23 protein-coding genes and 1 pseudogene are annotated in these 24448 nt (G+C 68.7%); 15 read left to right on the forward strand and 9 right to left on the reverse strand.

The window, feature by feature from the left end:
• Positions 1 to 74 precede the first annotated feature (74 nt).
• Positions 75 to 1724, forward strand: coding sequence for a DUF3592 domain-containing protein (locus tag F3K02_RS10875; protein ID WP_425485586.1), 1650 nt, complete (start codon positions 75 to 77; stop codon positions 1722 to 1724).
• Positions 1721 to 1843: pseudogene (locus tag F3K02_RS27485) on the forward strand (aminoacetone oxidase family FAD-binding enzyme); the annotation flags it as partial. The gene F3K02_RS10875 and the pseudogene F3K02_RS27485, both read left to right, overlap by 4 nt.
• A gap of 52 nt (positions 1844 to 1895) precedes the next feature.
• On the opposite strand, the gene F3K02_RS10880 reads toward F3K02_RS27485, so the two are convergent.
• The 4 genes from F3K02_RS10880 to F3K02_RS10890 all read right to left on the reverse strand — a co-directional run bounded on the left by F3K02_RS10880 (position 1896) and on the right by F3K02_RS10890 (position 4568).
• On the reverse strand, positions 1896 to 2771 hold the full coding sequence (locus tag F3K02_RS10880) for a Rossmann-like domain-containing protein (RefSeq protein WP_177135623.1): 876 nt from the start codon (positions 2769 to 2771) through the stop codon (positions 1896 to 1898).
• 79 nt (positions 2772 to 2850) lie between these two features.
• Positions 2851 to 3444 (reverse strand): Lcl domain-containing protein, encoded by a 594-nt coding sequence (locus F3K02_RS10885; RefSeq protein WP_177135624.1) that lies wholly within the window; start codon positions 3442 to 3444, stop codon positions 2851 to 2853.
• Between the two features lie 4 nt (positions 3445 to 3448).
• Positions 3449 to 3577 (reverse strand): hypothetical protein, encoded by a 129-nt coding sequence (locus F3K02_RS27765; RefSeq protein WP_281362764.1) that lies wholly within the window; start codon positions 3575 to 3577, stop codon positions 3449 to 3451.
• 157 nt (positions 3578 to 3734) lie between these two features.
• Positions 3735 to 4568, reverse strand: a complete 834-nt coding sequence (locus F3K02_RS10890) for a helix-turn-helix domain-containing protein (protein WP_177135625.1) — start codon at positions 4566 to 4568, stop codon at positions 3735 to 3737.
• A gap of 122 nt (positions 4569 to 4690) precedes the next feature.
• Here F3K02_RS10890 and F3K02_RS10895 point away from each other — a divergent pair, with 122 nt between their 5' ends.
• The gene (locus F3K02_RS10895; protein ID WP_177135626.1) at positions 4691 to 5092 is read left to right on the forward strand and encodes a hypothetical protein; all 402 of its coding nucleotides are present in this window, start codon (positions 4691 to 4693) and stop codon (positions 5090 to 5092) included.
• Positions 5093 to 5102: 10 nt separating this feature from the next.
• Here F3K02_RS10895 and trhP read toward each other — a convergent pair whose 3' ends face one another.
• Complete coding sequence (gene trhP / locus F3K02_RS10900) at positions 5103 to 6485, reverse strand: prephenate-dependent tRNA uridine(34) hydroxylase TrhP (protein WP_177135627.1); 1383 nt, start codon at positions 6483 to 6485, stop codon at positions 5103 to 5105.
• A 186-nt stretch (positions 6486 to 6671) separates the two neighbouring features.
• Between trhP and F3K02_RS10905 the strand changes: the two genes are divergently transcribed.
• The 10 genes from F3K02_RS10905 to F3K02_RS10950 all read left to right on the forward strand — a co-directional run bounded on the left by F3K02_RS10905 (position 6672) and on the right by F3K02_RS10950 (position 17873).
• Positions 6672 to 7016, forward strand: coding sequence for a collagen-like protein (locus F3K02_RS10905; RefSeq protein WP_177135628.1), 345 nt, complete (start codon positions 6672 to 6674; stop codon positions 7014 to 7016).
• A 30-nt stretch (positions 7017 to 7046) separates the two neighbouring features.
• A complete protein-coding gene (locus tag F3K02_RS10910; protein ID WP_177135629.1) occupies positions 7047 to 7205 on the forward strand; it encodes a DUF3309 family protein in 159 nt (52 codons plus the stop codon).
• A gap of 102 nt (positions 7206 to 7307) precedes the next feature.
• Positions 7308 to 8159 carry a chromosomal replication initiator protein DnaA gene (locus tag F3K02_RS10915; protein WP_177135630.1) on the forward strand — a complete coding sequence of 284 codons (852 nt, stop codon included), beginning with the start codon at positions 7308 to 7310 and terminating at the stop codon, positions 8157 to 8159.
• A 181-nt stretch (positions 8160 to 8340) separates the two neighbouring features.
• Entirely contained in the window at positions 8341 to 11238 is a 2898-nt protein-coding gene (locus F3K02_RS10920) for an aconitate hydratase (RefSeq protein ID WP_177135631.1), read from the forward strand.
• A 59-nt stretch (positions 11239 to 11297) separates the two neighbouring features.
• Positions 11298 to 12242, forward strand: a complete 945-nt coding sequence (locus F3K02_RS10925) for a S1C family serine protease (protein WP_343067066.1) — start codon at positions 11298 to 11300, stop codon at positions 12240 to 12242.
• A gap of 13 nt (positions 12243 to 12255) precedes the next feature.
• Entirely contained in the window at positions 12256 to 13257 is a 1002-nt protein-coding gene (locus F3K02_RS10930) for an AAA family ATPase (protein WP_177135632.1), read from the forward strand.
• 15 nt (positions 13258 to 13272) lie between these two features.
• Complete coding sequence (locus F3K02_RS10935; RefSeq protein ID WP_177135633.1) at positions 13273 to 14283, forward strand: DUF58 domain-containing protein; 1011 nt, start codon at positions 13273 to 13275, stop codon at positions 14281 to 14283.
• A 32-nt stretch (positions 14284 to 14315) separates the two neighbouring features.
• Positions 14316 to 15368 carry a VWA domain-containing protein gene (locus F3K02_RS10940; protein WP_177135885.1) on the forward strand — a complete coding sequence of 351 codons (1053 nt, stop codon included), beginning with the start codon at positions 14316 to 14318 and terminating at the stop codon, positions 15366 to 15368.
• Between the two features lie 91 nt (positions 15369 to 15459).
• Positions 15460 to 16683, forward strand: coding sequence for an FAD-dependent monooxygenase (locus tag F3K02_RS10945; RefSeq protein WP_177135634.1), 1224 nt, complete (start codon positions 15460 to 15462; stop codon positions 16681 to 16683).
• 218 nt (positions 16684 to 16901) lie between these two features.
• Positions 16902 to 17873, forward strand: coding sequence for a Bug family tripartite tricarboxylate transporter substrate binding protein (locus tag F3K02_RS10950; protein ID WP_177135635.1), 972 nt, complete (start codon positions 16902 to 16904; stop codon positions 17871 to 17873).
• Between the two features lie 13 nt (positions 17874 to 17886).
• Here F3K02_RS10950 and F3K02_RS10955 read toward each other — a convergent pair whose 3' ends face one another.
• From F3K02_RS10955 to kynB, 4 genes are all read right to left on the reverse strand, one after another.
• Positions 17887 to 18978 (reverse strand): DNA glycosylase AlkZ-like family protein, encoded by a 1092-nt coding sequence (locus tag F3K02_RS10955; protein ID WP_177135636.1) that lies wholly within the window; start codon positions 18976 to 18978, stop codon positions 17887 to 17889.
• A gap of 28 nt (positions 18979 to 19006) precedes the next feature.
• Entirely contained in the window at positions 19007 to 19879 is an 873-nt protein-coding gene (gene kynA, locus F3K02_RS10960) for a tryptophan 2,3-dioxygenase (RefSeq protein ID WP_177135637.1), read from the reverse strand.
• A gap of 118 nt (positions 19880 to 19997) precedes the next feature.
• The gene (gene kynU / locus F3K02_RS10965) at positions 19998 to 21272 is read right to left on the reverse strand and encodes a kynureninase (RefSeq protein ID WP_177135638.1); all 1275 of its coding nucleotides are present in this window, start codon (positions 21270 to 21272) and stop codon (positions 19998 to 20000) included.
• Positions 21273 to 21294: 22 nt separating this feature from the next.
• Positions 21295 to 21921, reverse strand: coding sequence for an arylformamidase (kynB, locus tag F3K02_RS10970; RefSeq protein WP_177135639.1), 627 nt, complete (start codon positions 21919 to 21921; stop codon positions 21295 to 21297).
• Between the two features lie 155 nt (positions 21922 to 22076).
• Between kynB and F3K02_RS27885 the strand changes: the two genes are divergently transcribed.
• Both F3K02_RS27885 and feoB read left to right on the forward strand, forming a co-directional pair.
• Entirely contained in the window at positions 22077 to 22463 is a 387-nt protein-coding gene (locus tag F3K02_RS27885) for a FeoA family protein (protein ID WP_343067067.1), read from the forward strand.
• Entirely contained in the window at positions 22460 to 24328 is a 1869-nt protein-coding gene (feoB, locus tag F3K02_RS10980; RefSeq protein ID WP_177135641.1) for a ferrous iron transporter B, read from the forward strand. The genes F3K02_RS27885 and feoB overlap by 4 nt, the downstream gene beginning before the upstream one ends.
• The last annotated feature ends 120 nt before the right edge of the window (positions 24329 to 24448 follow it).

The following is a 24448-nucleotide window of genomic DNA, read 5'->3' on the forward strand; positions in this document are numbered from 1 at the left end:
TGTTCAGCGCGGTGTTTGCCCTGGCGTTTGGCGGTGGCGGGCTGTATTTCGGCGTGCTGCCACTGGCCCGCACGATGAGCGCCGCCTGGGAGGTCCGGTCCTGGCAGGCGGTGCCGGCCGAGGTGCTGTCGAGCCAGCTCACATCGAACCAGGGCAGCGACAGCACCACCTATGCGGTCCAGGCCCGCTACCGGTACACAGCCGCTGGCCGCACCCACGAATCCTCCCGCGTCGGGCTGGACCCGGCAGCCGGTTCGGACAACATCGGGGACTGGCACCAGCAATGGCACGCGCGCCTGAGTTCGGCCCGGGACCGGGGTCAACCGGTCACGGTCTGGGTGGACCCCGCAGACCCGACGAGGTCGGTGCTGGATCCTCACATCCGCTGGGCCAAGACCATCTTCCACCTGCCGTTTGCGCTGGTGTTCACGGGCGTTGGCCTGGGGGCCTTGTGGGTGTTCTGGCGCGCGCTGTCGGGGCGTGATGGCGGCGTGTTGGATGCCGCCGTCGCCCGGAGTTCGGCCAGCCGCAGCCAGCGCGTGCTCTGGGTTTTTGCGCTGTTCTGGTGCGGCATCTCGTTTCCGATGGCGGCGCTGTTCTGGATGGGCGGTTCGCCCTGGTGGGCCAAGGTCTTTGTGTCGGTCTTCGTGGTGATCGGTATCGGCCTGCTCACGCTGGCCTGGCGGCAGTCTGTGCTGGCGTGGCGCTTTGCCGGGACCTCGGTCCGCTTCGTACCGGCCAGTCCCCAGGCCGGGGAGTCCTTCGAGGTGGAGCTGGCGCTGGCGTCCCGCGCGCTGCAGAACTCAGCGCCTGCTGGCCGGCGGCTGCGGCTCGCGCAGTACCGGGTGGACGATTCCGGCTCCGGCACCCAGGAACGGCAGGTGGAGGCCTTTGAGCGGGCTGCGACGGCGATGCCGGACATGGCCGGCGGCGAGCGGTGGCACGCGCGCTTCGAGCTGCCCGCCGATGCGCCCACGCACGGCGGCCGGCGCTCGGGGGAACGGGTCGACTGGCGGCTGGAAATCCTGACCGCGGAGGGGGCTGTCGAGGTGTCGTACGACGTGCCGGTTCAGGAGACGCCAGCCCGGTCTGCGGGCCACCCGATGGCAGCGCCCGACCGGTTTGACCGCCGGGCGCTCTGGGGGCACGAGGAGGCGATTCCGCCGCGCCACGAAGGGTGGTCGGCCGGCGATGCTTCATCGCCACTGCCATGGCCGGACCAGGTCCAGGTGGTCGAGCAATCCGATGCCTGGGAGATGCGGTTCCGGCAGAGCGGGTGGCGCTGGGCGGCCGCGTTGGCGATGGTGCCGGTGGTGGTTCTCTCGGGGCTGCGGTGGACGTCGGGTCCACGCGCTTCCTGGTCCGATGCGCTGGGCTCCTGCCTCTGGTGGGGAGTGGCGTTCCTGCTGCTGTTTGTATTGCACGCGGGTACACGGCAATGGCGCCTGCGGGTGCGCGACGACGGTGTGGAGCGGGAGCTGGCGTCCTGGATGTGGCGCCGGACGCGGGTGTTCCCGCTGGCGTCGCTCGATCACCTGTTCCACAAGCTGCTCTACACACAAAGCAGCGGACGGGCCACGACGGCGTTTCACGCGCTGCATGCCCGCGAGGCGGCCTCCGGGCCCTCGGTCCGGCTGACGCCGGGTCTGCCCGGGGCCGCATCGGCGGTGGCGGTGGCGCAGGCGCTGCAGGCGGCCCGGGAGCACCGGGCCGGGCGCTTCTGATCGCCAACGAGCTGGCCGCCCTCGTGCCCAGCCGGCTGGCCGATGCCTGGGTGGCGCAGGACAAGGATTGGCAGCGCCCCATCAGCGAAGCCTCGGACAAGGCCCTGGCCCGGCTGGCTGTAGGTGCCGTTGCGGTGCGGGCCGCGGTGGATGCGGGCCGGCAGGGGTTGGTCAGGGCAGGCCGGTCAGCGTGCGCCAGCCCGGCCAGCCGTCGCGCGCAATGGCGAACTTGCGTGTGGCTTCACTCCACGATGCGCCCACGGCCATGGCTTCGCTGAAGGCCCCGGGATCGGTCACCCGCGTGCCGCCCAGCAGCGTGACACCGCGCTCGAACAGGGCATCCGGCCACAGCCCGGCCGAAGGGCCGATCACCGCGAAGCGCTTCGCGTTCGGCGCCGCGGCGAGCATGGCGTCCAGCGTGTCGTTGAGCAACATGGTCGAGGTGCCCACGACCACGTTGCAGGGGGCGAGGTCGGCGCGGTCCAGCGTGATGTGCACGTTCGGGAAACGCTCGCGCTGGCGCGCGACCATCTCGGCGTTCATTTCCACCACCGAGAGCCGCCCGCCGGCCTCGGCCACGCGTTTCACCAGCGGCGGAAAAAAACCGATCATGCCCAGGTGGTCCTGCGCGGTCAGTTGCACGTCGCCGAGCGAATTGCCCGCGGGCGGTGGCTCGTAGCCCACCCGGCGCCAGACCGAGTCGGTCAGGGCGTTGACGGCGGCCAGTGCAATGGCGCGCTCGACCGCGCTGCCACCGGTCAGGCCTTGCGCGAGGGCCAGCGGGTCTGCGCCCTGCAAGGGCAGGTCGCCGTCGCCGTGCGCGCGCAGCAGCGCGGCCAGCGTGTCGCCCAGCAACACATAGGACAGGCCAAATCCGCCGTCTTCCAGTTCGATGGCACAGAACTCGGCGTCGTGCCCACCCGCGACGCCCGCGGTATCGGGTCGGCGGGGCACGTGCAGACGGCGCACCCGGGGCGCGGGGTGCCGCTGCGCGATGGCCGCGAGCTGCGAGAGGATGGCCGAGGCGATGGCGGGGGTCGGGCTCATGGGGCGTGGGGCGGGCGTGGTGCTGGCTGCGCAGGGGCTGCGGTGGCCAGATTCTGGCACCGGGCGGGCGCTGCGGGGGCTATTCCGTCCACGGCCGCACGAGCCGCACCAGCAATTTGCTGCGTTTGAGCACGTCGTCTTGGGCCTGCACCGTGGCGGTGTTCACGGCCCAGCCGTGCAGGAACTTCATCTGGTTCGTGTTCTGTCCGTTCAGGCCGCGCTGGATGTTGTTGTAGCTGTAGGTGTTGAACGACGGGGTGCTGATGGTGGTCGAGGCGGTCCAGCTCCAGCCTTGACCGACCGCTGGCAACAGCGTCTGTCCCGCCGGGGCAGGGCGGGTGTTCTGGTGGGCCAGTTGCTGCAGCTCTTTCATGTGGGGCAGGCGCCAGGCCATGCCTTCGGCCTTCTCGCGCGCCTTGACCCGCGCAAGCGCTTCGGCGTGGTCGAGCTGCAAGGCCTGGCCGGTGCAACGCTGGCCGCTCCATTGCATGCCCTCCACGCAGCGGGGCCAGGCCACGCGGGCGCTGCGGTGGAGAATCAGGCTGCCGTCCTTCGAAAGGTCCCAGTCGGGTGGTGCCACTTCGTCGCTGGTGCCGGCGAAGGCGATGGGCAGCACGCTGCACAAAACGCCCAGGAGCAGGCGACGGACGGGGCGGAAGGTGGGGGTTGTCATGCGATCACCGCAGGTGGGTTTGTTGGTCCTTGAGGCCCGGCAGCTGGGACTCCGGCAGGTTCAGGAACACGACCCCGTTCGCCTCGACGATGAACGCCGACCAGAACGGGGCCATCCATTCCCACGAAAGCACGATCCAGCCTTTCCTGCGGTCCGTTGGCCACCGCCGCACCGTGCCGGGTGGTCTTGAATCACTGTATCGACCGGGGCAGAGAAAAGCTGAGCGCCGTTCAAGGGGACCGGTTGGGAGGCGCTGCCGGGCCTGCTTCCACACGATCTGCCACAAACCCTCAGTTGCCGAGCCCAGCGGCCATCGCGCGCAAGGCGTCGGCCGTGGCTTCGTCGCCGGGGAAGAAGGTTTCGAGCGCCAGTTCCTGCAGGGTGATGTCCACCGGCGAGCCGAACACGGTGGTGGTGCTGATGAGGTGCAGCGTGCCGCCCGGCGTCTGGAACAAAAATGGCATGAGCACGCCGGGGTGTTCGCCGTCGAGGAGCTGCGCGGCGTCAGCGGGCTGGGCCGGGTAGGCCATCAGCTCGGTCAGCAGGTCGGCCAGCCCTTCGTCGCCGGTCTGGTGGATCTGCTGGCGCAGGCGGGCAAACAGGTGTTCGCGCCACTGGTTGAGGTTGGCGATGCGCGGCGCCAGGCCGCCCGGGTGCAGGCTGATGCGCAGCAGGTTGACGGGCCCCTGCAGCAGCTCGGGCGCCACGCCGGCCAGCAGCGGCGCGACCATGCGGTTGGCCATCACCAGGTTCCAGTGCCGGTCAAAGGCCACGGCGGGCCAGGGTTGGTGGCTGTCCAGGATGTGCTGCACGGCGCGTCGCGCGGCCAGCATGCTGGGGTCGTCCATGGCGTGCTCCCGGTACATGGGCGCGTAACCCGCCGCCACCAGCCAGGCGTTGCGCTCGCGCAGCGGCACCGCCAGCCGCTCGCACAGCCGCAGCACCAGCTCGCGGCTGGGGCTGGCCTTGCCGGTTTCCACGCAGCTCAGGTGGCGCGTGGACAGTTCGGCCTCGGCCGCGAGGTCGAGCTGGCTCAGGCGGCGCAGCTGGCGCCAGTGGCGCAGGTGGTCGCCGACGCTGGTGCGGCGCGTGGGTGGAGCGGCGAGGGCGGTGGGCGCGTGCATGGGCACATGGTAGAGCGGGCGCGCCGACGGTCCATGACCTGCGGGGTCATGGACCCGGTGCGGGCGCGGGCCGAGCATGGCGGCTCCCGTTCCTTCCTTTCAACCCCTTCAAGGAGTTCACCATGTTGAATCTGTCGGTTTCTGCGTTGCGTCGCGTGCTCTGGCTGGACGCCGCCAGCGGCCTGGGCATGGCCGTGGCCCATTTCGGGTTTTCAGACCTGTTGTCCGAGTGGCTGGGCCTGCCCCTGGCCTGGCTGCAGGTGTCGGGCGTGATCGTCTGTGGCGCGGCGCTGCTGTCGGGCGCGCTGGCGTCGCGGACCCGGCCTCCGGCGGCGGGCGTGCGCCTGCTTGCGGCGGGCAATTTCCTGTGGGTGGCCGCCAGCGTGTGGGCGGTCTGGGGCGCCGGCCTGGCGCTCACCACGCTGGGCGCGGTGTGGGTGCTGCTGCAGGCGGCGTTCGTGTTCGGGCTGGCCGAGCTGGAGTGGGCCGGCAGCCGTCAGGCGCAGAGCCTGGCGGTCGCCTGACCCCTCGAACTCAGATCAACCGCGCGATCAGTGCGCCTTCGGTCGGCGCTCCCAGCGGCACCCAGACGCGGATCGGGCTGCCCTGCGCGACCTCGATGGCCTCGCCGTCCTGGTTGCGCATGGCGTCGAGCTGCACGACGCGGTTGCCGCTCGGGTGGATCACTTCGAGCCGGTCGCCCACGGCGAAGCGGTTCTTGGCCTCGACCTCGGTCCAGCCGTCTTCGCGCACCTGCAGCACCTCGCCCACGAACTGGCTGCGCTGGCTGGCCGAGTGGCCGGTGATGTAGTTCTGGTAGTCCTGCGCCGGGCGGCGCTCCATCAGGCCGCCGGTGTAGCCGCGGTTGGACAGGCCTTCCAGCTCCAGCAGCAGCTCGGGGTTGAAGGGCTTGCCGGCCACGGCGTCGTCGATGGCGCGGCGGTAGACCTGCGCGGTGCGCGCCACGTAGTAGTGGCTCTTGGTGCGGCCCTCGATCTTGAGCGAGTCGATGCCCATGGCCGCCAGCTTGCCCACGTGCTCGACGGCGCGCAGGTCCTTGCTGTTCATGATGTAGGTGCCGTGCTCGTCTTCCATGATGGGCATGAGCTCGCCCGGGCGGCCGGCTTCTTCGATCAGCCAGACCTTGTTGGCCTCGGGGTGGCGTTGGCCGTTGCCCACGGTGGAGAAGGCGCTCGCCGCTTCTTCGTCTTCCTGCGCGAAGTTGAAGCCGTCGAGCTGGACCAGCGGAACGGCTTCACCCGTGTCGGTGTCGGTGGTCGCGGCCTGGGTCTTGTATTCCCAGCGGCAGGCGTTGGTGCAGGTGCCCTGGTTGGGGTCGCGGCGGTTGAAGTAGCCGCTGAGCAGACAGCGGCCCGAATACGCGATGCACAGCGCGCCGTGCACGAAGACTTCGAGCTCGATGTCCGGGCAGTCGTTGCGGATCGCGGCCACTTCATCAAGGCTGAGCTCGCGCGAGAGGATGATGCGGCTCACGCCCTGTTTCTGCCAGAACTTCACCGCCGCGCTGTTGGTGGTGTTGGCCTGCACCGAGAGGTGGATCGGCACCTCGGGCCAGAGGCCTTTCTCCATCTGCTCGCGCACCAGCATGATCAGGCCGGCGTCGGCCATGATGAGCGCGTCGGGCCGCAGCTCCACCACCGGCTGCAGGTCGCGCAGGTAGGTGCGCAGCTTGTCGTTGTGGGCGATCAGGTTGCTGGTGACGAAGAATTTTTTGCCACGCGCGTGGGCTTCTTCAATGCCCTGTGCGATCTGTTCCATGCGGAACTCGTTATTGCGCGCGCGCAAGGAGTAGCGCGGTTGCCCGGCGTACACGGCATCGGCGCCAAAGTCGTAGGCGGCGCGCATGCGTTGCAGCGTGCCGGCGGGGAGCAGGAGTTCGGGGGCTTTGGGGTTCACCCCCGAATTGTCCCGCAAACCGGCGGTTGCGGCCCTGAATTCGGGCCCGTGTTCGCCAGCGCACAGACCCGGTGCGAAGCGGTCGCTACGCTCGGTTCATGCCGATTGGACAGTTTGGTCCAACCGGTGATCCGTGTGAGCGGTGCAACCGCACGAACCACACCCGTTGACACTCAAGGAATCCCCATGAAAAACTCCCTCTTGCTGCTGGCGCTTCTGTCCACAATCGGTCTGGCCGCCTGTGACCGCGAACCTGTGGTGGTCAACACGCCGCCCGCCACCGTCACGGTGCCCGGCCCCGCCGGTCCTGCTGGCGAATCCGGTGCGAAGGGTGCCACCGGCGCCACCGGCGATCAAGGCTTCACAGGCAACACCGGCAGTACAGGCAGCACCGGCGATACAGGCGCACAGGGCAACACGGGCAGCACGGGTGACACCGGCGCGCAGGGCAATACAGGCAGCACGGGCGATACCGGCAAGACCGGCGACACCGTCATCGTGGTGCCCCGTCCTGCGGCGCCCGCGAACTGAGTCTTTTCCACGTCATACAAGGAGACTGCCATGGGCCTCGGAACCATCCTTCTCATCGTCTTGATCCTGATGTTGATCGGCGCCTTCCCGACCTGGCCACACAGCAAAGGCTGGGGCTACGGTCCCAGCGGCGGGCTGGGCCTGGTGTTGATCATCCTGGTGGTGCTGCTGCTGATGGGCCGCATCTGACGGCCTTCAACGGGCCTGTTCAAACCTGAAAATGGGGTGAACAGGCCTCTGGTCACCCTGGAGGTGACTGCGCCCGGTTGTCTTGAATTCAAAGGGGCTCGCATGAACACCTCGCTTCGCACCCTGGGCATCGCGCTGGCGCTGTCCATTCTTCCCGCCACGGCGCTGCACGCGCAGGTCAGTGTGGGTATCCAGATCGGGGTGAACGTGCCTTCGTACCCGACGCTGGTCGTGGTGCCCGGGTACCCGGTCTATTACGACCCCCAGGCGAGCGCCAACTACTTTTTCTACGATGGCCTGTACTGGGTCTACACCGACGACAACTGGTACGCCAGCAGCTGGTACAACGGCCCCTGGGAGCTGACCAGCCGGGACTACGTGCCCCTGTTCGTGCTGCGCATCCCCGTGCGTTATTACCGCCACCCGCCCAGCTACTTCAGCGGCTGGCGCGCGGACGCGCCGCCCCGGTGGGACGAACACTGGGGGCGTGACTGGGCGCAGCGCCGACCCGGATGGGACCGCTGGGACCGCCGCAAGACACCCGCCGCGGCCCCGTTGCCGCGCTACCAGCAGAAATACCCCGGCGACCGCTATCCCCGCGCGGTCGAGCAACAGCGCACGATCCGCTCGGAGCACGACCGGTACGTGCCCCGCGAGGCGGTGTCGCGCCAGCACCTGAAAGCCCCGGCACCGGTGTTGCAGCGGCGTGTCGAGCCTGACGCGCGCCCCGATTCGCGCCGTGAGTCTTCGCGCGAGCAGCCGGCCCGCATCGGGCCGCGCTCCGACAACGATCGGCGCTCCAACGACGGGCCGTCCCAGCGGCAGCCGTCGAAGAACGATCGGTCCGCCCAGGCCTGCGAACCCGGTTCACCGGGCTGTCGCGCCGCACCGCCGTCCCGCAAGGATCCGGGACGCAAGCCCAAGGACGAAGAGCACAACCGCGGCCGGAACTGATTCGGTTTTGTCCTGCCCAGGCGCACGCCCGACCCGGGCGGTCGCCGACCTGGGCGCGCTGCCGACCGGGCCAGGCCGGCGGACGCACGACCGCGCGACATGCCATTACTGGCAGCACGGTGAAACAGGCTGCTGACAGAATGGCCCGAGTTTCCACCGACGATTCCCTCAGGAGCCAGGCATGTCCCCCAGCGCCGTCTACGCCCATCCGTTCGCATCCACGGTCAAGACCTTCAAGACCGCCTCGGGCAAAAGCGGCCGTTTCTATTCGCTGCCGGCGCTGGCGAAACAGTACCCGGGGGTGAAATACCTGCCGGTGTCGCTGCGCATCGTGCTGGAAAGCGTGCTGCGGCACTGCGATGGCGAGCGTGTGACGCCGGAACATGTGGCGCAGCTCGCGCAGTGGCAGCCGAGCGCGGCGCGCACACAGGAGATCCCGTTCACCGTGGCGCGTGTGGTACTGCAGGACTTCACCGGCGTGCCGCTGCTGGCCGATCTCGCGGCGATGCGCAGCGTGGCCCAGCGCCTGGGCAAGGACCCCAAACGCATCGAGCCGCTGGTGCCGGTGGACCTGGTGGTGGACCACTCGGTGATGGTCGACTACTACGGCACGAAGAACGCGCTGGACCTCAACATGAAGCTGGAATTCCAGCGCAACCGCGAGCGCTACGAGTTCATGAAATGGGGCATGCAGGCTTTTGACACCTTTGGCGTGGTGCCGCCGGGCTTCGGCATCGTGCACCAGGTGAACCTGGAGTACCTGGCGCGCGGCGTGCACCTGAAGGGCGGCCTGTACTACCCCGACACCCTGGTGGGTACCGACAGCCACACCACCATGATCAACGGCATCGGCGTGGTGGGCTGGGGCGTGGGTGGCATCGAGGCCGAGGCCGCCATGCTGGGTCAGCCGGTGTACTTCCTCACGCCCGACGTGGTGGGCTTCGAGCTCACCGGCCGCCTGCGCGAAGGCTGCACCGCGACCGACCTGGTGCTCACCGTGACCGAGATCCTGCGCAGCCACAAGGTGGTGGGCAAGTTCGTCGAGTTCTTCGGCGAAGGCACGGCCTCGCTCGCGCTGCCCGACCGCGCGACGATTGCCAACATGGCGCCCGAATACGGCGCCACCATGGGCTTTTTCCCGGTGGACGACAAGACGCTCGACTATTTCCGTGGCACCGGCCGCAGCAAGGCCGAGATCGAAGCCTTCGAGGCCTACTTCCGCGCCCAGGGCCTGTTCGGCGTGCCCGGCGCCGCGGGGGCTTCGCAGGCCTCGGGCGATATTCATTATTCGCAGGTGGTCCGGCTCGATCTGGGCCAGGTCACGCCCAGCCTGGCCGGCCCCAAGCGCCCGCAGGACCGCATCGAACTCGGCCAGGTGGCGCAGCAGTTCGCCGATCTCTTCAGCAAACCCAACGCACAGAACGGCTTCAACCGCCCGGCCGAATTGCTGCTCACGCGCTACCAGCCCGAGCTGGGCGAACCGGCCGACCCCCCGGCGCCCGAGAAGGCGACACCCACCCCGGCCGGCGCACCGCGCTTCGTGGCCGAGATGGAGGCCAACAAGCCAGCGCGCGCCACGGCCCATGCCGGGGCCGAGCCGCAGTCGCACGCCGTGCTGAAAAAGCTGTCCATCGGCAACGGCGACGTGCTGATCGCCGCCATCACCAGCTGCACCAACACCAGCAACCCCGGCGTGCTGCTGGCCGCCGGCCTGCTGGCGAAGAAGGCGGTGGAGGCTGGCCTGAAGGTGCAGCCGCACATCAAGACCTCGCTGGCCCCGGGCTCGCGCATCGTCACCGAATACCTCACGGCCACCGGCCTGCTGCCCTACCTGGAGAAGCTGGGTTTTTCGCTCGCGGGCTATGGCTGCACCACCTGCATCGGCAACGCCGGCGACCTCACGCCCGAGCTCAACGCCGTGATCACGCAGAACGATCTGGTGTGCGCGGCCGTGCTCTCGGGCAACCGCAACTTCGAGGCGCGCATCCACCCCAACCTCAAGGCCAACTTCCTGGCCAGCCCCCCGCTGGTGGTGGCCTATGCCATCGCGGGCAACGTCATGAAAGACCTCATGACCGAACCGCTGGGGCTGGGCAAGGGCGGCAAGCCGGTGTACCTGGGCGACGTCTGGCCGACCAGCGACGAGATCCACAAGCTGATGCGGTTCGCGATGAACGGCAAGGCCTACCGCGAGAACTACGCGCGGGTCGCCACCGAGCCTGGCAAGCTCTGGGAACGCATCCATGGCGTGAGCGGCAACGCCTACACCTGGCCGGTCAGCTCCTACATCGCCGAGCCGCCGTTCTTCGAACACTTTGAACTGACCCAGCCGGCCGAGCAGGCCCCGGCCGTGCGCGGCGCGCGCGTCATGGCCCTGTTCGGCGACTCCATCACCACCGACCACATTTCCCCCGCGGGCTCGATCCAGGAGCGCTCGCCCGCGGGACAGTGGCTGCTGGCGCGTGGCGTGCTGAAGGCCGACTTCAACAGCTACGGCGCGCGCCGCGGCCACCACGAGGTGATGATGCGCGGCACCTTTGCCAACGTGCGCATCAAGAACCTGATGCTGCCGCCGGGCCCCGACGGCTCGCGCGAGGAGGGCGGCTGGACGCTGTACCAGGGCGGCGGTGCGGCGGAGAAGATGAGCATCTTCGACGCCGCCATGCGCTACCAGGCCGCGGGCCTGCCCACCGTGGTGTTCGCGGGCGAGGAATACGGCACCGGTTCCAGCCGCGACTGGGCGGCCAAGGGCACGCAGCTGCTGGGCATCAAGGCGGTGGTGGCGCGCAGCTTCGAGCGCATCCACCGCAGCAACCTGGTGGGCATGGGCGTGCTGCCGCTGCAGTTCAAACCCGGCGACAGCTGGGAGCGCCTGGGGCTCACCGGCGAGGAGCGGATCGACGTGTTGCCCCACCCGCAACTGCTGCCGCAGAGCGAGGCCACGATGGTGATCACGCGCCCCGACGGGCAGCGCAGCGAGGTCGCGCTCACACTGCGCATCGACACGCCGGTGGAAGTGAACTATTACCGCGCGGGCGGAATCCTCCCCTACGTGCTCAGGCAACTGCTGGGAGCTTGAGCCACGCGCCGCAACGCGGCATGATGTGCCACATCGCCCCCAGCGTTTCAGGAGCCGCCGTGCGCAAGCCTGCCCTCTACAGCCGATCGGCCCGCGCCGGCCCTGCGCCAGCGGGCGGGCGCCCGGCGGATGCGGTTGAATCCGGGAGCGCTGACGCTCCTGTGTCTGGGCCCATGCCCATCCGGGTTGCCCGGCGCGGCTGGCGTGCCGGCCTGGCCCGTGCAGCGATCAACCCGCGCGTGATGTGGGCTGCGCTGGCCCTGCTCGGTGCGCTGTTGCTGGCCAGCATCTGGACGCAAGGCCCGGTGGGCGCCAGGGCGCTGACGCAGAAAGACATCGATGCCGCGGTGCTGCGCACGCTCACCACCCAGAACCTGCCCTCGGCGGCGGCGCGTGCGGCCGAGAAGATCCGCCCCGCCGTGGTCCGCGTGATGTCTTTCGTGAAGGACAAAAAGGGCGAAGAGGTGGAACACGGCGTGGGCACCGGCGTGGTGATCCTCGACAAGGGCGTCATCCTGACCAACCTGCACGTGGTGCAGTCTGCGCAGACCGTCAAACTGGTGTTTGCCGACGGCTCCGAATCGGCGGCCACCGTGACCGGTGTGCAGGCGGAAAACGACCTGGCCGTGCTGCAGGCCCACACCATTCCCGACGACCTGCACGCCGCCACCCTGCGCAGCACCGGGGACCTGGTGGCGGGTGACCACGTGGTGGCAGTGGGCTTTCCGTTCGGCATCGGCCCTTCCACCTCAGCGGGTGTCATATCCGGGCTGGGTCGTGCCTTCAAGTCGCCCGAAGGCGAACAGGAGATCGACAACCTGATCCAGTTCGACGCGGCGGCGAACCCGGGCAATTCCGGCGGGCCGCTGGTCACCATGGACGGCGAGGTGGTCGGCATCGTCACCGGCATCCTCAACCCCACCAACCACCGCACCTTTGTCGGTATCGGCTTTGCCGTGCCGATTGAAAGCGCTGCCGGCGCCGTCGGTCTTCCCCCATTCTGAACAGGAGTGCTTCATGAGCGACAACAACGCCCCCGACACCGCCCAGCTCATGGAGCAGATCCTGTACGAAGTGAAGCGCGTGGTGGTCGGCCAGGACCGCTTTCTGGAGCGCGTCATGGTGGCCATGCTGGCGCAGGGCCACCTGCTGGTGGAGGGCGTGCCCGGGCTGGCCAAGACGCTGACCGTGAAGACGCTGGCCAGCGTGGTGCAGGGGCAGTTCAAGCGCATCCAGTTCACGCCCGACCTGGTGCCGGCCGATCTGGTGGGCACGCGCATCTACAACCAGAAAACAGGCGACTTCAGCACCGCGCTCGGCCCGGTGTTTGCCAACCTGCTGCTGGCCGACGAGATCAACCGCGCGCCGGCCAAGGTGCAGAGCGCGCTGCTGGAGGTGATGCAGGAGCGGCAGGTCACGATCGCCGGCGAGTCGCACAAGGTGCCCAGCCCGTTCCTGGTGATGGCGACGCAGAACCCGATCGAGACCGAAGGCACTTACCCGCTGCCCGAGGCCCAGGTCGACCGCTTCATGATGAAGGTGCTGGTGGACTACCCGACCGACGAAGAGGAGTTCGTCATCGTCGAGCGCGTGACCGGTCCGGCCGTGCAGGTGCAGGCGGTGGCCACCACCGAGCAGCTCGCCGCACTGCAGGCGCTGTGCCGCCAGGTCTATGTGGACCCGGCGCTGGTGCAGTACGCGGTGCGGCTCGTGTCGGCCACGCGCACGCCCGAGAAACACGGCCTGAAAGACACAGCGCGCTTCATCACCTACGGCGCCAGCCCGCGCGCCACCATCGGCCTGGTGGAGGGCGCGCGCGCGCTGGCCATGCTGCGCGGGCGCAACTACGCGTTGCCCGAAGACATGAGCGATCTGGTGCCCGACGTGCTGCGCCACCGCATCGTGCTGTCGTACGAGGGCCTCTCCGAGGGGCTGGACAGCGATGCGCTGATTGCCCGCATCATGGACACCGTCACACCGCCAGCCAAGCCGCTGGAGCACGAGAAAAAGGCCGCCTGAAACAGAGGCACCACCATGTTGTTCGGCCTGTTCAAATCCCGTTCCCAAGCCCCTGAGCCGCCGGTGGTCGCGCAGGCGGCGCGGGCCGACGCGCTGCTGCGCGAGCTGGAGTGGACCGTGATCCGCCGGCTTGATGGTTTGCTGCAGGGTGACTACCGCACGCTCATGCGCGGCAGTGGCCTGGACCTGGCCGACCTGCGCGAATACCAGCACCACGACGACGTGCGCCACATCGACTGGAACGTCACCGCGCGGCTGCAGACGCCGCATGTGCGCGTGTTCACCGAAGACCGCGAGATGGCGGCCTGGTTCCTGCTCGACTTGAGCCCTTCGGTGGATTTCGGCTCGGGCGAGCAGCGCAAGAGCCAGGTGCTGCTGGGCTTCGTGGCGGTGCTCGCGCGACTGATCAGCCGCCACGGCAACCGCGTGGGCGCGGTGCTGTACGGTTCGCGTGGTCAACCGGTGGTGGACGCGGTGCTGCCTGCGCGCGGTGGGCGCAACCAGGTGCTGCAACTGATGCAGATGATCCGTCGCCCCCCGGCCCTCTCGGGCAGCAAGACAGCTGGCAAAGACGGCACGACCCGCCTGGCCGACCTGCTGCGCGCCGCCACCCACACCGTGCGCCAGCGCTGCACGGTGTTCGTGGTGTCCGACTTCATCAGCGAACCCGGCTGGGAGCAACCGCTGGGTGAACTCGCGCGGCGCCACGATGTGGTGGCCGTGCGCCTGCTCGACCCGCTGGAACTGAACCTGCCCGACCTGGGGCTGGTCACCGTGCGCGACGCCGAAACCGGCGAGCAACTGCTGGTCGACACGCACGACAGCGGCTTTCGCCAGCGCTTTGCCCGCATCGCCGCGCAGCGCGAAGCCCAGCTGCGCGAGAGCCTGACCCGCGCGGGCGTGGACACCCTGGAGCTCGCCACCGACGACGACCTGGCCGACGCCGTCCTGCGTTTTGTGGACATGCGCAAGCGCCGCGCCCAACCGCGCCGCCCGTTGCCGGCGCACCTCGGAGCACGCGCATGAACAGCCTCAACGCCCTGCTGGCCCAGTCGCCGGTGTCCTTTCTATGGCCCCAGTTGCTCTGGCTGCTGCTGATCCTGCCGCTGCTGGTGTTGCTGTACTGGTGGCTGCTGCGGCGGCGCCGGCAGACGGCCCTGCGTTTTGCCAGCCTGTCCATCGTGCGCGAGGCCATGGGCAAAGGCCCGGGCTGGCGCCGGCACGTGCCGCCGGTGCTGCTGCTGTTCGCCTTTGCCGCCATGCTGCTGGCCTCGGCCCGGCCCATGGCGACCATCCTGCTGCCGTCGACCCAGCAGACCATCATCCTCGCCATGGATGTGTCGGGCAGCATGCGCGCCACCGATGTGGAGCCGAACCGACTGGTCGCTTCGCAGAACGCCGCCAAGGCTTTTCTGGCCGAGTTGCCGCGCCACGTGCGCGTCGGCATCGTGGCCTTTGCGGGCACGGCGCAGGTGGTGCAACCCATCACGCTCAGCCGCGAAGACCTGGTGACCGCGATCGACAAGTTCCAGCTGCAGCGCGCCACCGCCATCGGCAGTGCCATCGTGGTGGCGCTCTCGGAGCTGTTCCCGGACCAGGGCATCGACCTGGGCAACATGACCTTTGGACGCCACAACGATCCGTTTGCGCCCCAGGGTCGCGCCATCGACCAGCCCCAGACCGAGAAGAAAGCGTTCGAACCGGTGCCCCCCGGCTCCTACACCTCGGCCGCCATCATCCTGCTCACCGACGGCCAGCGCACCACCGGCGTGGACACGGAGGAGGCCACCAAGATGGCCGCTGACCGGGGGGTGCGCGTGTACACCGTGGGCGTGGGCACCGTGAGCGGCGAGGTGATCGGTTTTGAAGGCTGGTCCATGCGGGTGCGGCTGGACGAAGACACCCTCAAGGAAGTCGCCCGCACGACCCAGGGCGAGTACTTCTACGCCGGAACCGCCGAGAACCTGAAGAAGGTCTACGAGACCCTGAGCACGCGGCTCACGGTGGAGAAAAAGGAAACCGAGATCTCGGGCCTGCTGGCGCTGGTGGCCGCACTGCTGGTGCTGCTCGCCTCGGGCCTGTCGCTTTACTGGTTCAACCGCGTGCTGTAGCCCCGCTGCGCTGGCCCGGGCAGCGCGCCAGCGCAGCCGATTCCTGCGCTGTGTCAAAAGACCGGGACTGGGCGCACGGCAAAATGCGCCGATGAATACGCATGTCTTGGTGGCGGGGGGTGGCATCGGTGGGCTGGCCTGTGCATTGGCGCTGGCGAGGACGGGTGCCTCGGTCGATGTGATGGAGCAATCGGGTGCCCTGGGTGAAGTGGGCGCCGGCTTGCAGCTCGGTCCGAACGCGGTGCGCGTGCTGGACGACTGGGGCCTGATCGACGAATTGCACGCCCGCGCCGCTTTCCCCGACGAACTCCGGGTGCGTGACGCCCACCGGGGTGTGCACCTGGGTCGCCTGCGGCTGGGCGCCATGATCCGCGCCCGCTACGGCCAACCCTACGCCACCATCCACCGCGCCGACCTCCACGAACTGCTGTTGCAGGCCGTGCAACGCCAGGACGCCGTGCGCCTGCACCTGGGCGCACGCCTGACGGCGTACGAGCCGACCCAGGTCTCGGTGCGCGCCACCTGCGAAGACGACTCGGTGTTCCAGGGCGCGGCACTGGTTGGGGCCGACGGTTTGTGGAGCCGGGTGCGCACCCAGATGCTGGGCGCCCACCCGGTGCGCGTGAGTGGCCACCTGGCCTACCGCGGCATGGTGCGCGCAACAGACCTGCCTGCGGCCTTGCGTGCTTCGTGCGTGACCGCCTGGCTGGGGCCTCAGCTGCATGTGGTGCATTACCCGGTCAAGCGCGGGGAGTGGTTCAACGTCGTGGCGGTGGTGCACGGCGTGCTCGGGCAAGGCCATGGTGGCCCGCCCGGCAGCGATCCGCAGAGCTGGAGCCACGAGGCGCGCAGCGCCGACCTGCAGCGCGCGCTGGGCCCGGTGTGCGGCGACCTCAAGGACATGCTGGGTGCGGTGACCGACTGGAAGCTCTGGGCCCTGAACGACCGCGCACCCGTGGCCAGTGCGCAGGAACATGCGCAGGGGCGCGTGGCCCTGCTCGGCGACGCCGCGCACCCCTTGCGACCCTACCTCGCGCAGGGTGCGGCCATGGCGATCGAAGACGCCTGGACGCTCGGCCGGCTGCTGCAGACGCAGCCCGTGGCCGAACCTGTGGACTGGCCAGCCCTGTTTGCGCGGTATGCGCAGACCCGCTGGCAACGCAACGCCCGTGTGCAAAGCCGCTCGCAGCGCAACGGCACCATCTTCCACGCCGACGGCTTGCTGCGCTGGGGGCGCAACACCGCCATGGGCCTGCTGGGTGAAAACCTGCTGGACAACCCCTGGCTCTACCGCGGGCCGCCTGTACCTGTGTAAACCCCCCCGCGCCGCCTGCGGCGTCACCCCCCCAGGGGGCGATGCGAGTGGCCCGGCGGAGCCGGTTCCACCGCATCCTGGGTGGGGCATGTCGCGCCGGTTCGATACAACGCGGCCGCGCCCTGCAAAAGGTCAGTCCTGCGGTGTGAGCGGGCGCGCTGGTGCAGCACCTCGCCTGTTAATCTGCGGGCCTGTTGTTCACCTTGAGGAATCGACGCATGTTCCAACCCCAACGCCGCCATGTCATCGCCGCCGCCATCGCCATGGCCTGCGGTGTGTCCACCGTGTTCGCCCAGACCCCCTGGCCCAGCAAGCCGTTGAAGATGGTGGTCGGTTTCCCGGCCGGCTCGTCACCCGACCTGATGGCGCGCCTGATCGCCGAGCCGCTGTCGCAGGCACTGGGTCAGCCGGTGGTGGTGGAAAACAAAGCGGGCGCGGGTGGCAACATCGCGGCCAGCCAGGTGGCCCGTGCCACCGACGACCACACCATCGGCCTCATGATCAACGGCAACCTGACGATCGCCAAGATCCTCAACCCGGCCACCCCCTACGACCCGCTCGCCGACCTGACGCCGGTCTCGCTGCTCGCCGTGGCGCCCCTGGTGCTCAGCGTGCCGGGCGACACCGCCACCAGCGGCGCCGCTTTCTTCGCCGCCGCGCGCGAGTCGGGCGACCGCTGGAACTACGGCACGCCGGGCGTGGGCACGGTGGCCCACCTGGGCATGGAGCTCATCAAATCGCGCGCCGGCATCGCGCCGGTGCACGTGCCCTACCCGGGCAACCCGCAGGTCATCACCGCGCTGCTCGGCGCGCAGATCCAGATGTCGCTGCTGCCGCCGGGCCTGGCCATGGCCCAGGTGCGCGCGGGCAAGCTCAAGGCCATCGGCGTGACCTCGGCCGGGCGCAGCAGCGTGGTGCCCGACGTGCCCAGCCTGGCCGAGGCCGGTGTGAAGGACTTGCAGCTGGAAATCTGGAACGCCGTGGCCGCGCCCAACAGCCTGCCCAAGGCGCACGTGAACCGGCTCGCGGTGTTGCTGGCCGACATCGTTCGCCGGCCCGAGATACGGCAGAAGATCCTGGCCCAGGGCTGGCAGGTGGCGGGCACCTCGCCCGAAGGCCTGGCCAATCGCATCCGCAAGGACACGGCCGCGATGGCCGAGGTGATTCAGAAGAACAACATAAAACCCTGATCCCCCGACCGGTTCAATTCCGCTCGACGCCCAGGCAGGTGGCCATGGCCGACATCTCGGTGTCCAACGCTTCGCGGAACTCGGCGTCCTCGGGCGCCTGCCCGTGCACGAAACCCAGGTCCGAACGCAGGAGCCCACCTTCCACCGACAGGTTGCCCCACCCAATGACCTGGTCGCGCCACAGCAGCGGCATGGCGTAGTAGCCGCGCACGCGCTTGGCTGGCGGTGTGTAGGCCTCAAAACGGTAGGCCCAATCCCACAGGCGTTCGAAACGGTCGCGGTCCCAGACCACCGGGTCGAACGGCGCCAGCAGGCGCACACCCTCGGGCGCTCTCCAGCGGCGCGAACGCGGGTCTTCTTCCTCGGGCCAGTACCAGGTCGTGCCGCCCACTTCAGCGTGCGGCAGCCGCGCGCAGGCGCGCTGCAGCGCCGGACGCAACTGGCCCTTCCACTGCGGCACGGCGTGCTGCAACAGGCCCACCAGCTGGCGCAGGCCGGGCGAGGGCAGCGGGGCGTACTTCGCCACCAGGGTGTCCACCAGCGCGTCCAGCGTGGCGGGCACGTCGGCAGGCGCTTCCTGCGGGGTGTGCACCGCGTACAGCCGGGTGCCGTTCGCGCGCCGGGCCACGCGCAGCCAGCCGCGGTAGTGCATGCCGTCGAGCAGCTGGGTGCTGGCTTTGGACTGGCCCCCGAAGCCGTTGGTGGTGTGGCCGTGTGCGAAATGCGCGTCCACCTCGCGCGGGTGGACTTCGCCGCGCTCCTGAACGAAGGCCCACACCGCCTGGGCTTGCGCCATGCGCTCGGGCGGCCACTCGGCGCGCGCGGTGCGCGGGTGCATGCGGGCGTGCAGCGTGGGCGTGACGAAGCCGTAGTTGACGAAAAAATCCTCTTCCACCGCCAGCCGCGGGTAGTGCCGCTCCAGATCGCCCACCCGGTACGCCTTGACCCGGTGGCGCAGCGTCAGGTCCTGCGCGCGGGCCGGTGAACGGATCGGGTCTGCCTGCACAAAACCCAACCGTTCGATGGCCTTGGGCAGGGTGGTGGGAGTGAAGAGGCTGCGGGCCACGGCGTAGCGGCGCAGGTCGGCGAGCGTGGGAGCGTTCATGGCGCCATGATGCCGCAGGCCGGAACCTTCACAAGTCTGTTCGGAGCTTCCAGATTTCCGGAAAGAGAACCACGTCCAGCATCTTGCGCAGGTAGCTCACGCCGCCCGTGCCGCCGGTGCCGCGCTTGAAACCGATCACGCGTTCGACCGTGGTCACGTGGCGGAAGCGCCAGAGGCGGAAGGCGTCTTCGAGGTCGGTGAGTTCTTCGCCCAGCTGGTACAGGTCCCAGTGTTCCCTGGGGTTGCGGTAGACCTGCAGCCAGGCCTGTTCCACCGCATCGCTGGACTCATAAGGCTTCGTCCAGTCGCGTTGCGTATGGCTCGCCGGCACGGCGATGCCGCGGCGCGCGAGCAGGCGCAGGGCCTCGTCGTACAGCGATGGGGCCTCAAAGGCGGTCTGCACCATCGCCAGCCGCTCGGGGCTGTGTGCGTGGGGTTTGAGCATGGCGGCGTTCTTGTTGCCGAGCGCGAATTCGATGCAGCGGTACTGGAAGCTCTGGAAGCCGCTGGAGTTGGCGAGGTAGGGCCGGATGGCGCTGTATTCGGGTGGCGTCATGGTGGCCAGCACGTCCCAGGCGTGCACCAGCTGTTCCATGATCTTGCTCACGCGCGCGAGCTGTTTGAAGGCGGCGTTGAGTTCGTCCTCGGCGATGTTTTTCACCGCGGCGGTGAGCTCGTGCAGCATGAGCTTCATCCACAGCTCGCTGGTCTGGTGCTGCACGATGAACAGCAGTTCGTCGTGAGCGGGCGAGAGCGGTTTCTGTGCGCTGAGGATGGCGTCGAGCTGCAGGTAGTCGCCGTAGCTCATGTCGCGGCTGAAGTCGAGCTGGGCCTTTTCTTCGGCGACGATGGCTTCGGTGGCCGAGGTCGGGGCGCTGGTGTTGTGGTGGGGGCAGGTCATGAAAGATCCTTGTCGATAGAGGGGAGCGCGGTCCAGCACACGCCGCGGAACCGGCTTTGCCGGGCCGCTGGCGTGGTCCCCCTGGAGGGGGAAGACGCGAAGCGGCGCAGGGGGTGCTTCATGTCACGGCGTGTTTGCGGTTGAACTCTGGTCGTTTCCACTCCGCTGTTTCGAGCACCTGCTTCAGGTGTTCGACCGCGTTCCAGACATCCACAAACCCGATGTACAGCGGCGTGAAGCCGAAGCGCAGGATGTCCTTGTGGCGGCCCCCATCGCCGGCGCGGTAGTCGCCCACCACGCCGCGCGCGATCAGCGCCTGCACGATGGCGTAGGCGCCTTCGTCTCGGGTGAGGCAAACCTGTGAACCGCGCTGCGCATGTTCGCGAGGCGTCGCCAGACCCAGGCCATGACCCGCGCAGCGTTCTTCGACGAGCTGGATGAACAGGTCGGTCAGCGCGAGCGACTTGCTGCGCAGCGCCGTCATGCCGCCCTGGGCTTCGGCCGCGAGCAGCGTGTCCACGCCGCACTCCAGCGCCGCCAGGCTGATCATGGGCTGGGTGCCGCACTGGTAGCGCGTGATGCCCGGCGCGGGGCGGTAGTCGGGCGTGAATTCGAACGGGGTGGCATGGCCCCACCAGCCGGCCAGCGGTTGCCAGAAACGGTCGGCGTGTTTCGGGTTGACCCACACGAAGGCAGGCGCACCGGGGCCGCCGTTGAGGTATTTGTAGCCGCAGCCGACCGCGTAGTCGGCGCCAGCGCCCGTCAGGTCCACCGGCACCGCGCCTGCGCTGTGCGCCAGGTCCCAGACCATGAGTGCGCCGGCGGCGTGGGCGGCTGCGGTCACGGCGGGCATGTCGTGCAGGGCGCCGGTGCGGTAGTTCACGTGGGTCAGCATCAGGACCGCGACCTGATCGTTCAGCGCGCCTGCGATCTCCTCGGGCTCGACCAGCACCAGCTCGTAGCCGCGTTCCTTGCACAGCGCTTCGGCGATGTAGAGGTCGGTCGGAAAGTTGCTGCGCTCGCTCACGATGCGTTGGCGCTGTGGTGCGTCGGCTGCGGCCAGGTGCAGCGCGGCCGAGAGCACCTTGAACAGGTTGACGGAGGTGCTGTCGGTGGCCACCACGGTGCCCGGTGCGGCGCCGATCAGGCGCGCGATCTTGTCACCCACCTTCTGCGGCATGGCGAACCAGCCGTTCTTGTTCCAGCTCTGGATCAGGTCGGTGCCCCACTCGCGGGTCACGACGTCGGCCACGCGGGCCGGGGCGGCGGCGGGCATCACGCCGAGCGAGTTGCCGTCGAGGTAGATGGTGGCATCGGGGAGGGTGAAGAGGTCGCGCAGGTCGCGCAGCGGATCCTGGGCATCGAGCTGTTGGCAGTCTTGAAGGGTGGTCATGGATTTTTGTCTCCTGGGGTAATCACAGTTCACGAAGCACGGCGCGCACCGGGCTGGCGTCGGCGGTGGTCAGTTTCAGGGGCAGGGCGATAAGCTCGTAGTCGCCTTCGGGCACATCGTCGAGCAGCAGGTTTTCCAGCACGCGCAGGCCGCGGTGGCGGATCACCTGGTGGCTCTCCAGTGTCTTGCTGTCGGCGGGGTCGATGCTGGCGCTGTCGATGCCGATGAGCTTCACGCCGCGGTCGGCCAGCAGTGCAACCGTTTCCGGGGCAAAAGCCGGCAGGGCGTTGTCAAAGCGGTCTTGCGGCATGTGTTCGTAGACCCGCACCAGCACGCGAGGTGGAAGCCGGTCAAGCGCGTGAGCCAGGTGTTCCGGCCGCACCAAGGGGCCGCAACCGATGGCGTGGATCACGCGGCACGGACCGAGAAAGGCGTCGAGATCGACCGCGCCGATGGCGGCGCCCGCGGGGTCGTAGTGCAGCGGGGCGTCGGCGTGTGCGCCCACGTGGGGCGAGAGCGTGATGGCGCTCACGTTGACCGGGCAGCCCGGTTCGATGCTCGCCACCCACTGCTGGGCGTAGGCCGTATCGCCCGGGAAAACCGGCGTGCTGGCGTTGACGGGAGGGGAAATGTCCCAGAGCTTTTTCATGGTCCGGCGAAGGTAGCACCGGTGAAAAAACCATGGTGTCGGTTATTTCCAACGGAGGGAAATTATTTTAGGTCTAAACAAAATAGGGCATTCACACCACCAGACAGGATGCCCTGTGCCGTTCCGGGTTTTTGTGAAAGTTTGATTTAAAGCAAATGAGAACCAATCTCGTTTGTGTACGCTCTGCACACTTCTGTTCATTCATGGATGTGACCGTGTCCCTCTCCACTCCCCAAGCGGTTTCCTGGCCTTTGCCCGTTGACGATGATCTGGCGCCTGCCGATCGGGTGAGTGCATTGCACCAGGGGCCGCTGCACACGCCGGGCGTGTTGCAGGCCTTTGCTCCGGCGCGCGACGACGACAGCCGCAAGACCTTGCGCCGGATGGCAGAGATCGGGTTCCTGCCCGGCGAATCGGTTCGGGTGGTGTCGCGGGGCTGGCTGCGCGGCGGGCCGATCGCGGTGCGTGTGGGGCAGTCCACCTTTGCCCTGCGCGCTCACGAAGCGGCGTTGCTGCAGGTGCGGTGGGCCGTAAAAGTATGAGCGCCGCGGCTCCCCGGCTGGCCCTGCTCGGCAACCCGAACTGCGGCAAAACCGCGCTGTTCAACCTGCTCACCGGCCACCGGCAGAAGGTGGCCAACTACGCGGGCGTGACCGTCGAACGCAAGCAGGGCTGGCTGACCACGCCGCAGGGACGGCGCGCGCAACTGCTGGACCTGCCGGGCACCTACAGCCTGGACCCGCTGAGCCAGGACGAGCAGGTCACGCGCGACGTGGTGCAGGGGCGGCTGGCCGGTGAGGCCCGACCCGATCTGCTCGTCTGCGTCGTCGATGCCACGCACCTGCAGCTCAACCTGCGGCTGGTGCTGGAAGCCCAGGCGCAGGGACTGCCCATGGTGCTGGTGCTCAACATGGCCGACGTGGCGCAGGCGCAGGGCATGCGCATCGACACCGTGGCGCTGGCCGCTGAACTGGGCATGCCGGTGGTGCCCGCCGTGAGCGTGCAGAAAGACGGCGCGCGCGCCTTGCTGGAGCAACTGGATGCCCTGTTCACCCAGGGGCTTGCCGCACCGTTGCCTGCCGCGGCCGACGCCGGCGGGGTGGACCCGGTGGCGCTCAACCAGCGGGTGCGCGAACTGCTGGCGCTGACCCTGCAGGTGCCTGCGAAGCGCTGGGGCCTGAGCGACCGCATCGACCGCTTTGCGCTGCACCCGCTGTGGGGCATGGCCTTGCTGGCGCTGTTGCTGCTGTTCATGTTCCAGGCGGTGTTTGCCTGGGCGGCCTGGCCGATGGACGCGATTGAAGCGGGCATCGGTTTGATGGGCCAGCAGGTGGCCACGCACATGAGCGACGGTCCGCTGCGCAGCCTGCTGGTTGACGGCGTGATCGCGGGCGTGGGCGGTGTGCTGGTGTTCCTGCCGCAGATCCTGATCCTGTTTTTCTTCATCTTCGTGCTGGAGGACTCGGGCTACCTGCCGCGCGCGGCGTTTCTCATGGACCGCTGGATGGGGCTGGTGGGGCTCTCGGGCCGCTCCTTCATTCCGCTGCTGTCCAGCTTTGCCTGCGCCGTGCCCGGCATCATGGCCACACGCACCATCACCCACTGGCGTGACCGCTGGCTGACCATCCTGGTGGCCCCGCTGATGACCTGCTCGGCGCGGCTACCGGTGTACGCCTTGTTGATCGGCGCTTTCATCCCGCAGCGCACGGTAGGGGGGCTGTTCAACCTGCAGGGGCTCGTGCTGTTTGCGCTGTACGTCATGGGCATCGTCAGCGCGATGCTCGTGGCTTACGTGGTGTCTCGCCACAGCGGCAAGGGCCAGCCCACGCCGCTGCTGATGGAGCTGCCGGCCTACCGCTGGCCGAGCGCGCGCAACATCGCGCGTGGTCTCTGGGAGCGGGGGCTGATTTTTGTGCGCCGGGTCGGCGGCATCATCCTGGCGCTCATGGTGCTGCTGTGGTTTCTCTCCAGCTACCCGGCGGCCCCCGAGGGATTCACAGGGTCAGCCGTGGCGCACAGCTTCGCCGGCCGCCTGGGTGGCGTGCTGGAGCCCCTGTTCGCGCCGCTGGGTTTTGACTGGCGCATCGTGGTGGCGCTGATCCCGGCGATGGCGGCGCGCGAGGTCGTGGTGGCGGCCCTGGGCACTGTCTACGCCTTGTCCGCTCAAGGTGAGCAAGTGCACGAGGCCCTGGGCGCCCTGATCGCCGAACAATGGACCTTGCCCACGGCGCTGGCGTTGCTGGTGTGGTTTGTCTATGCGCCGCAGTGCGTGGCCATGCTGGCGGCGGTGCGGCGTGAAACCGGGCGCTGGCGCCATGCCTTGGGGGTGGCGGCCTACCTGTTTGCACTGGCCTACCTGATGGCCTGGATCACCTACCGGGTCGCCGGGGCATGGGGCGCCACATGAGCTCCCGCCCGACCGTTCCGAAGGGAGCTCGCACCGCAGTGCGAAGCGCGGAGGTAACCCCGTGAGCGTTCAGGGCCTCATCGTCGGCGTGTGTGTGCTGGTGGCGCTGGCGTATGTGCT

Source organism: Hydrogenophaga aromaticivorans (assembly GCF_013387465.1).
Lineage (GTDB): Bacteria > Pseudomonadota > Gammaproteobacteria > Burkholderiales > Burkholderiaceae_C > Hydrogenophaga > Hydrogenophaga aromaticivorans.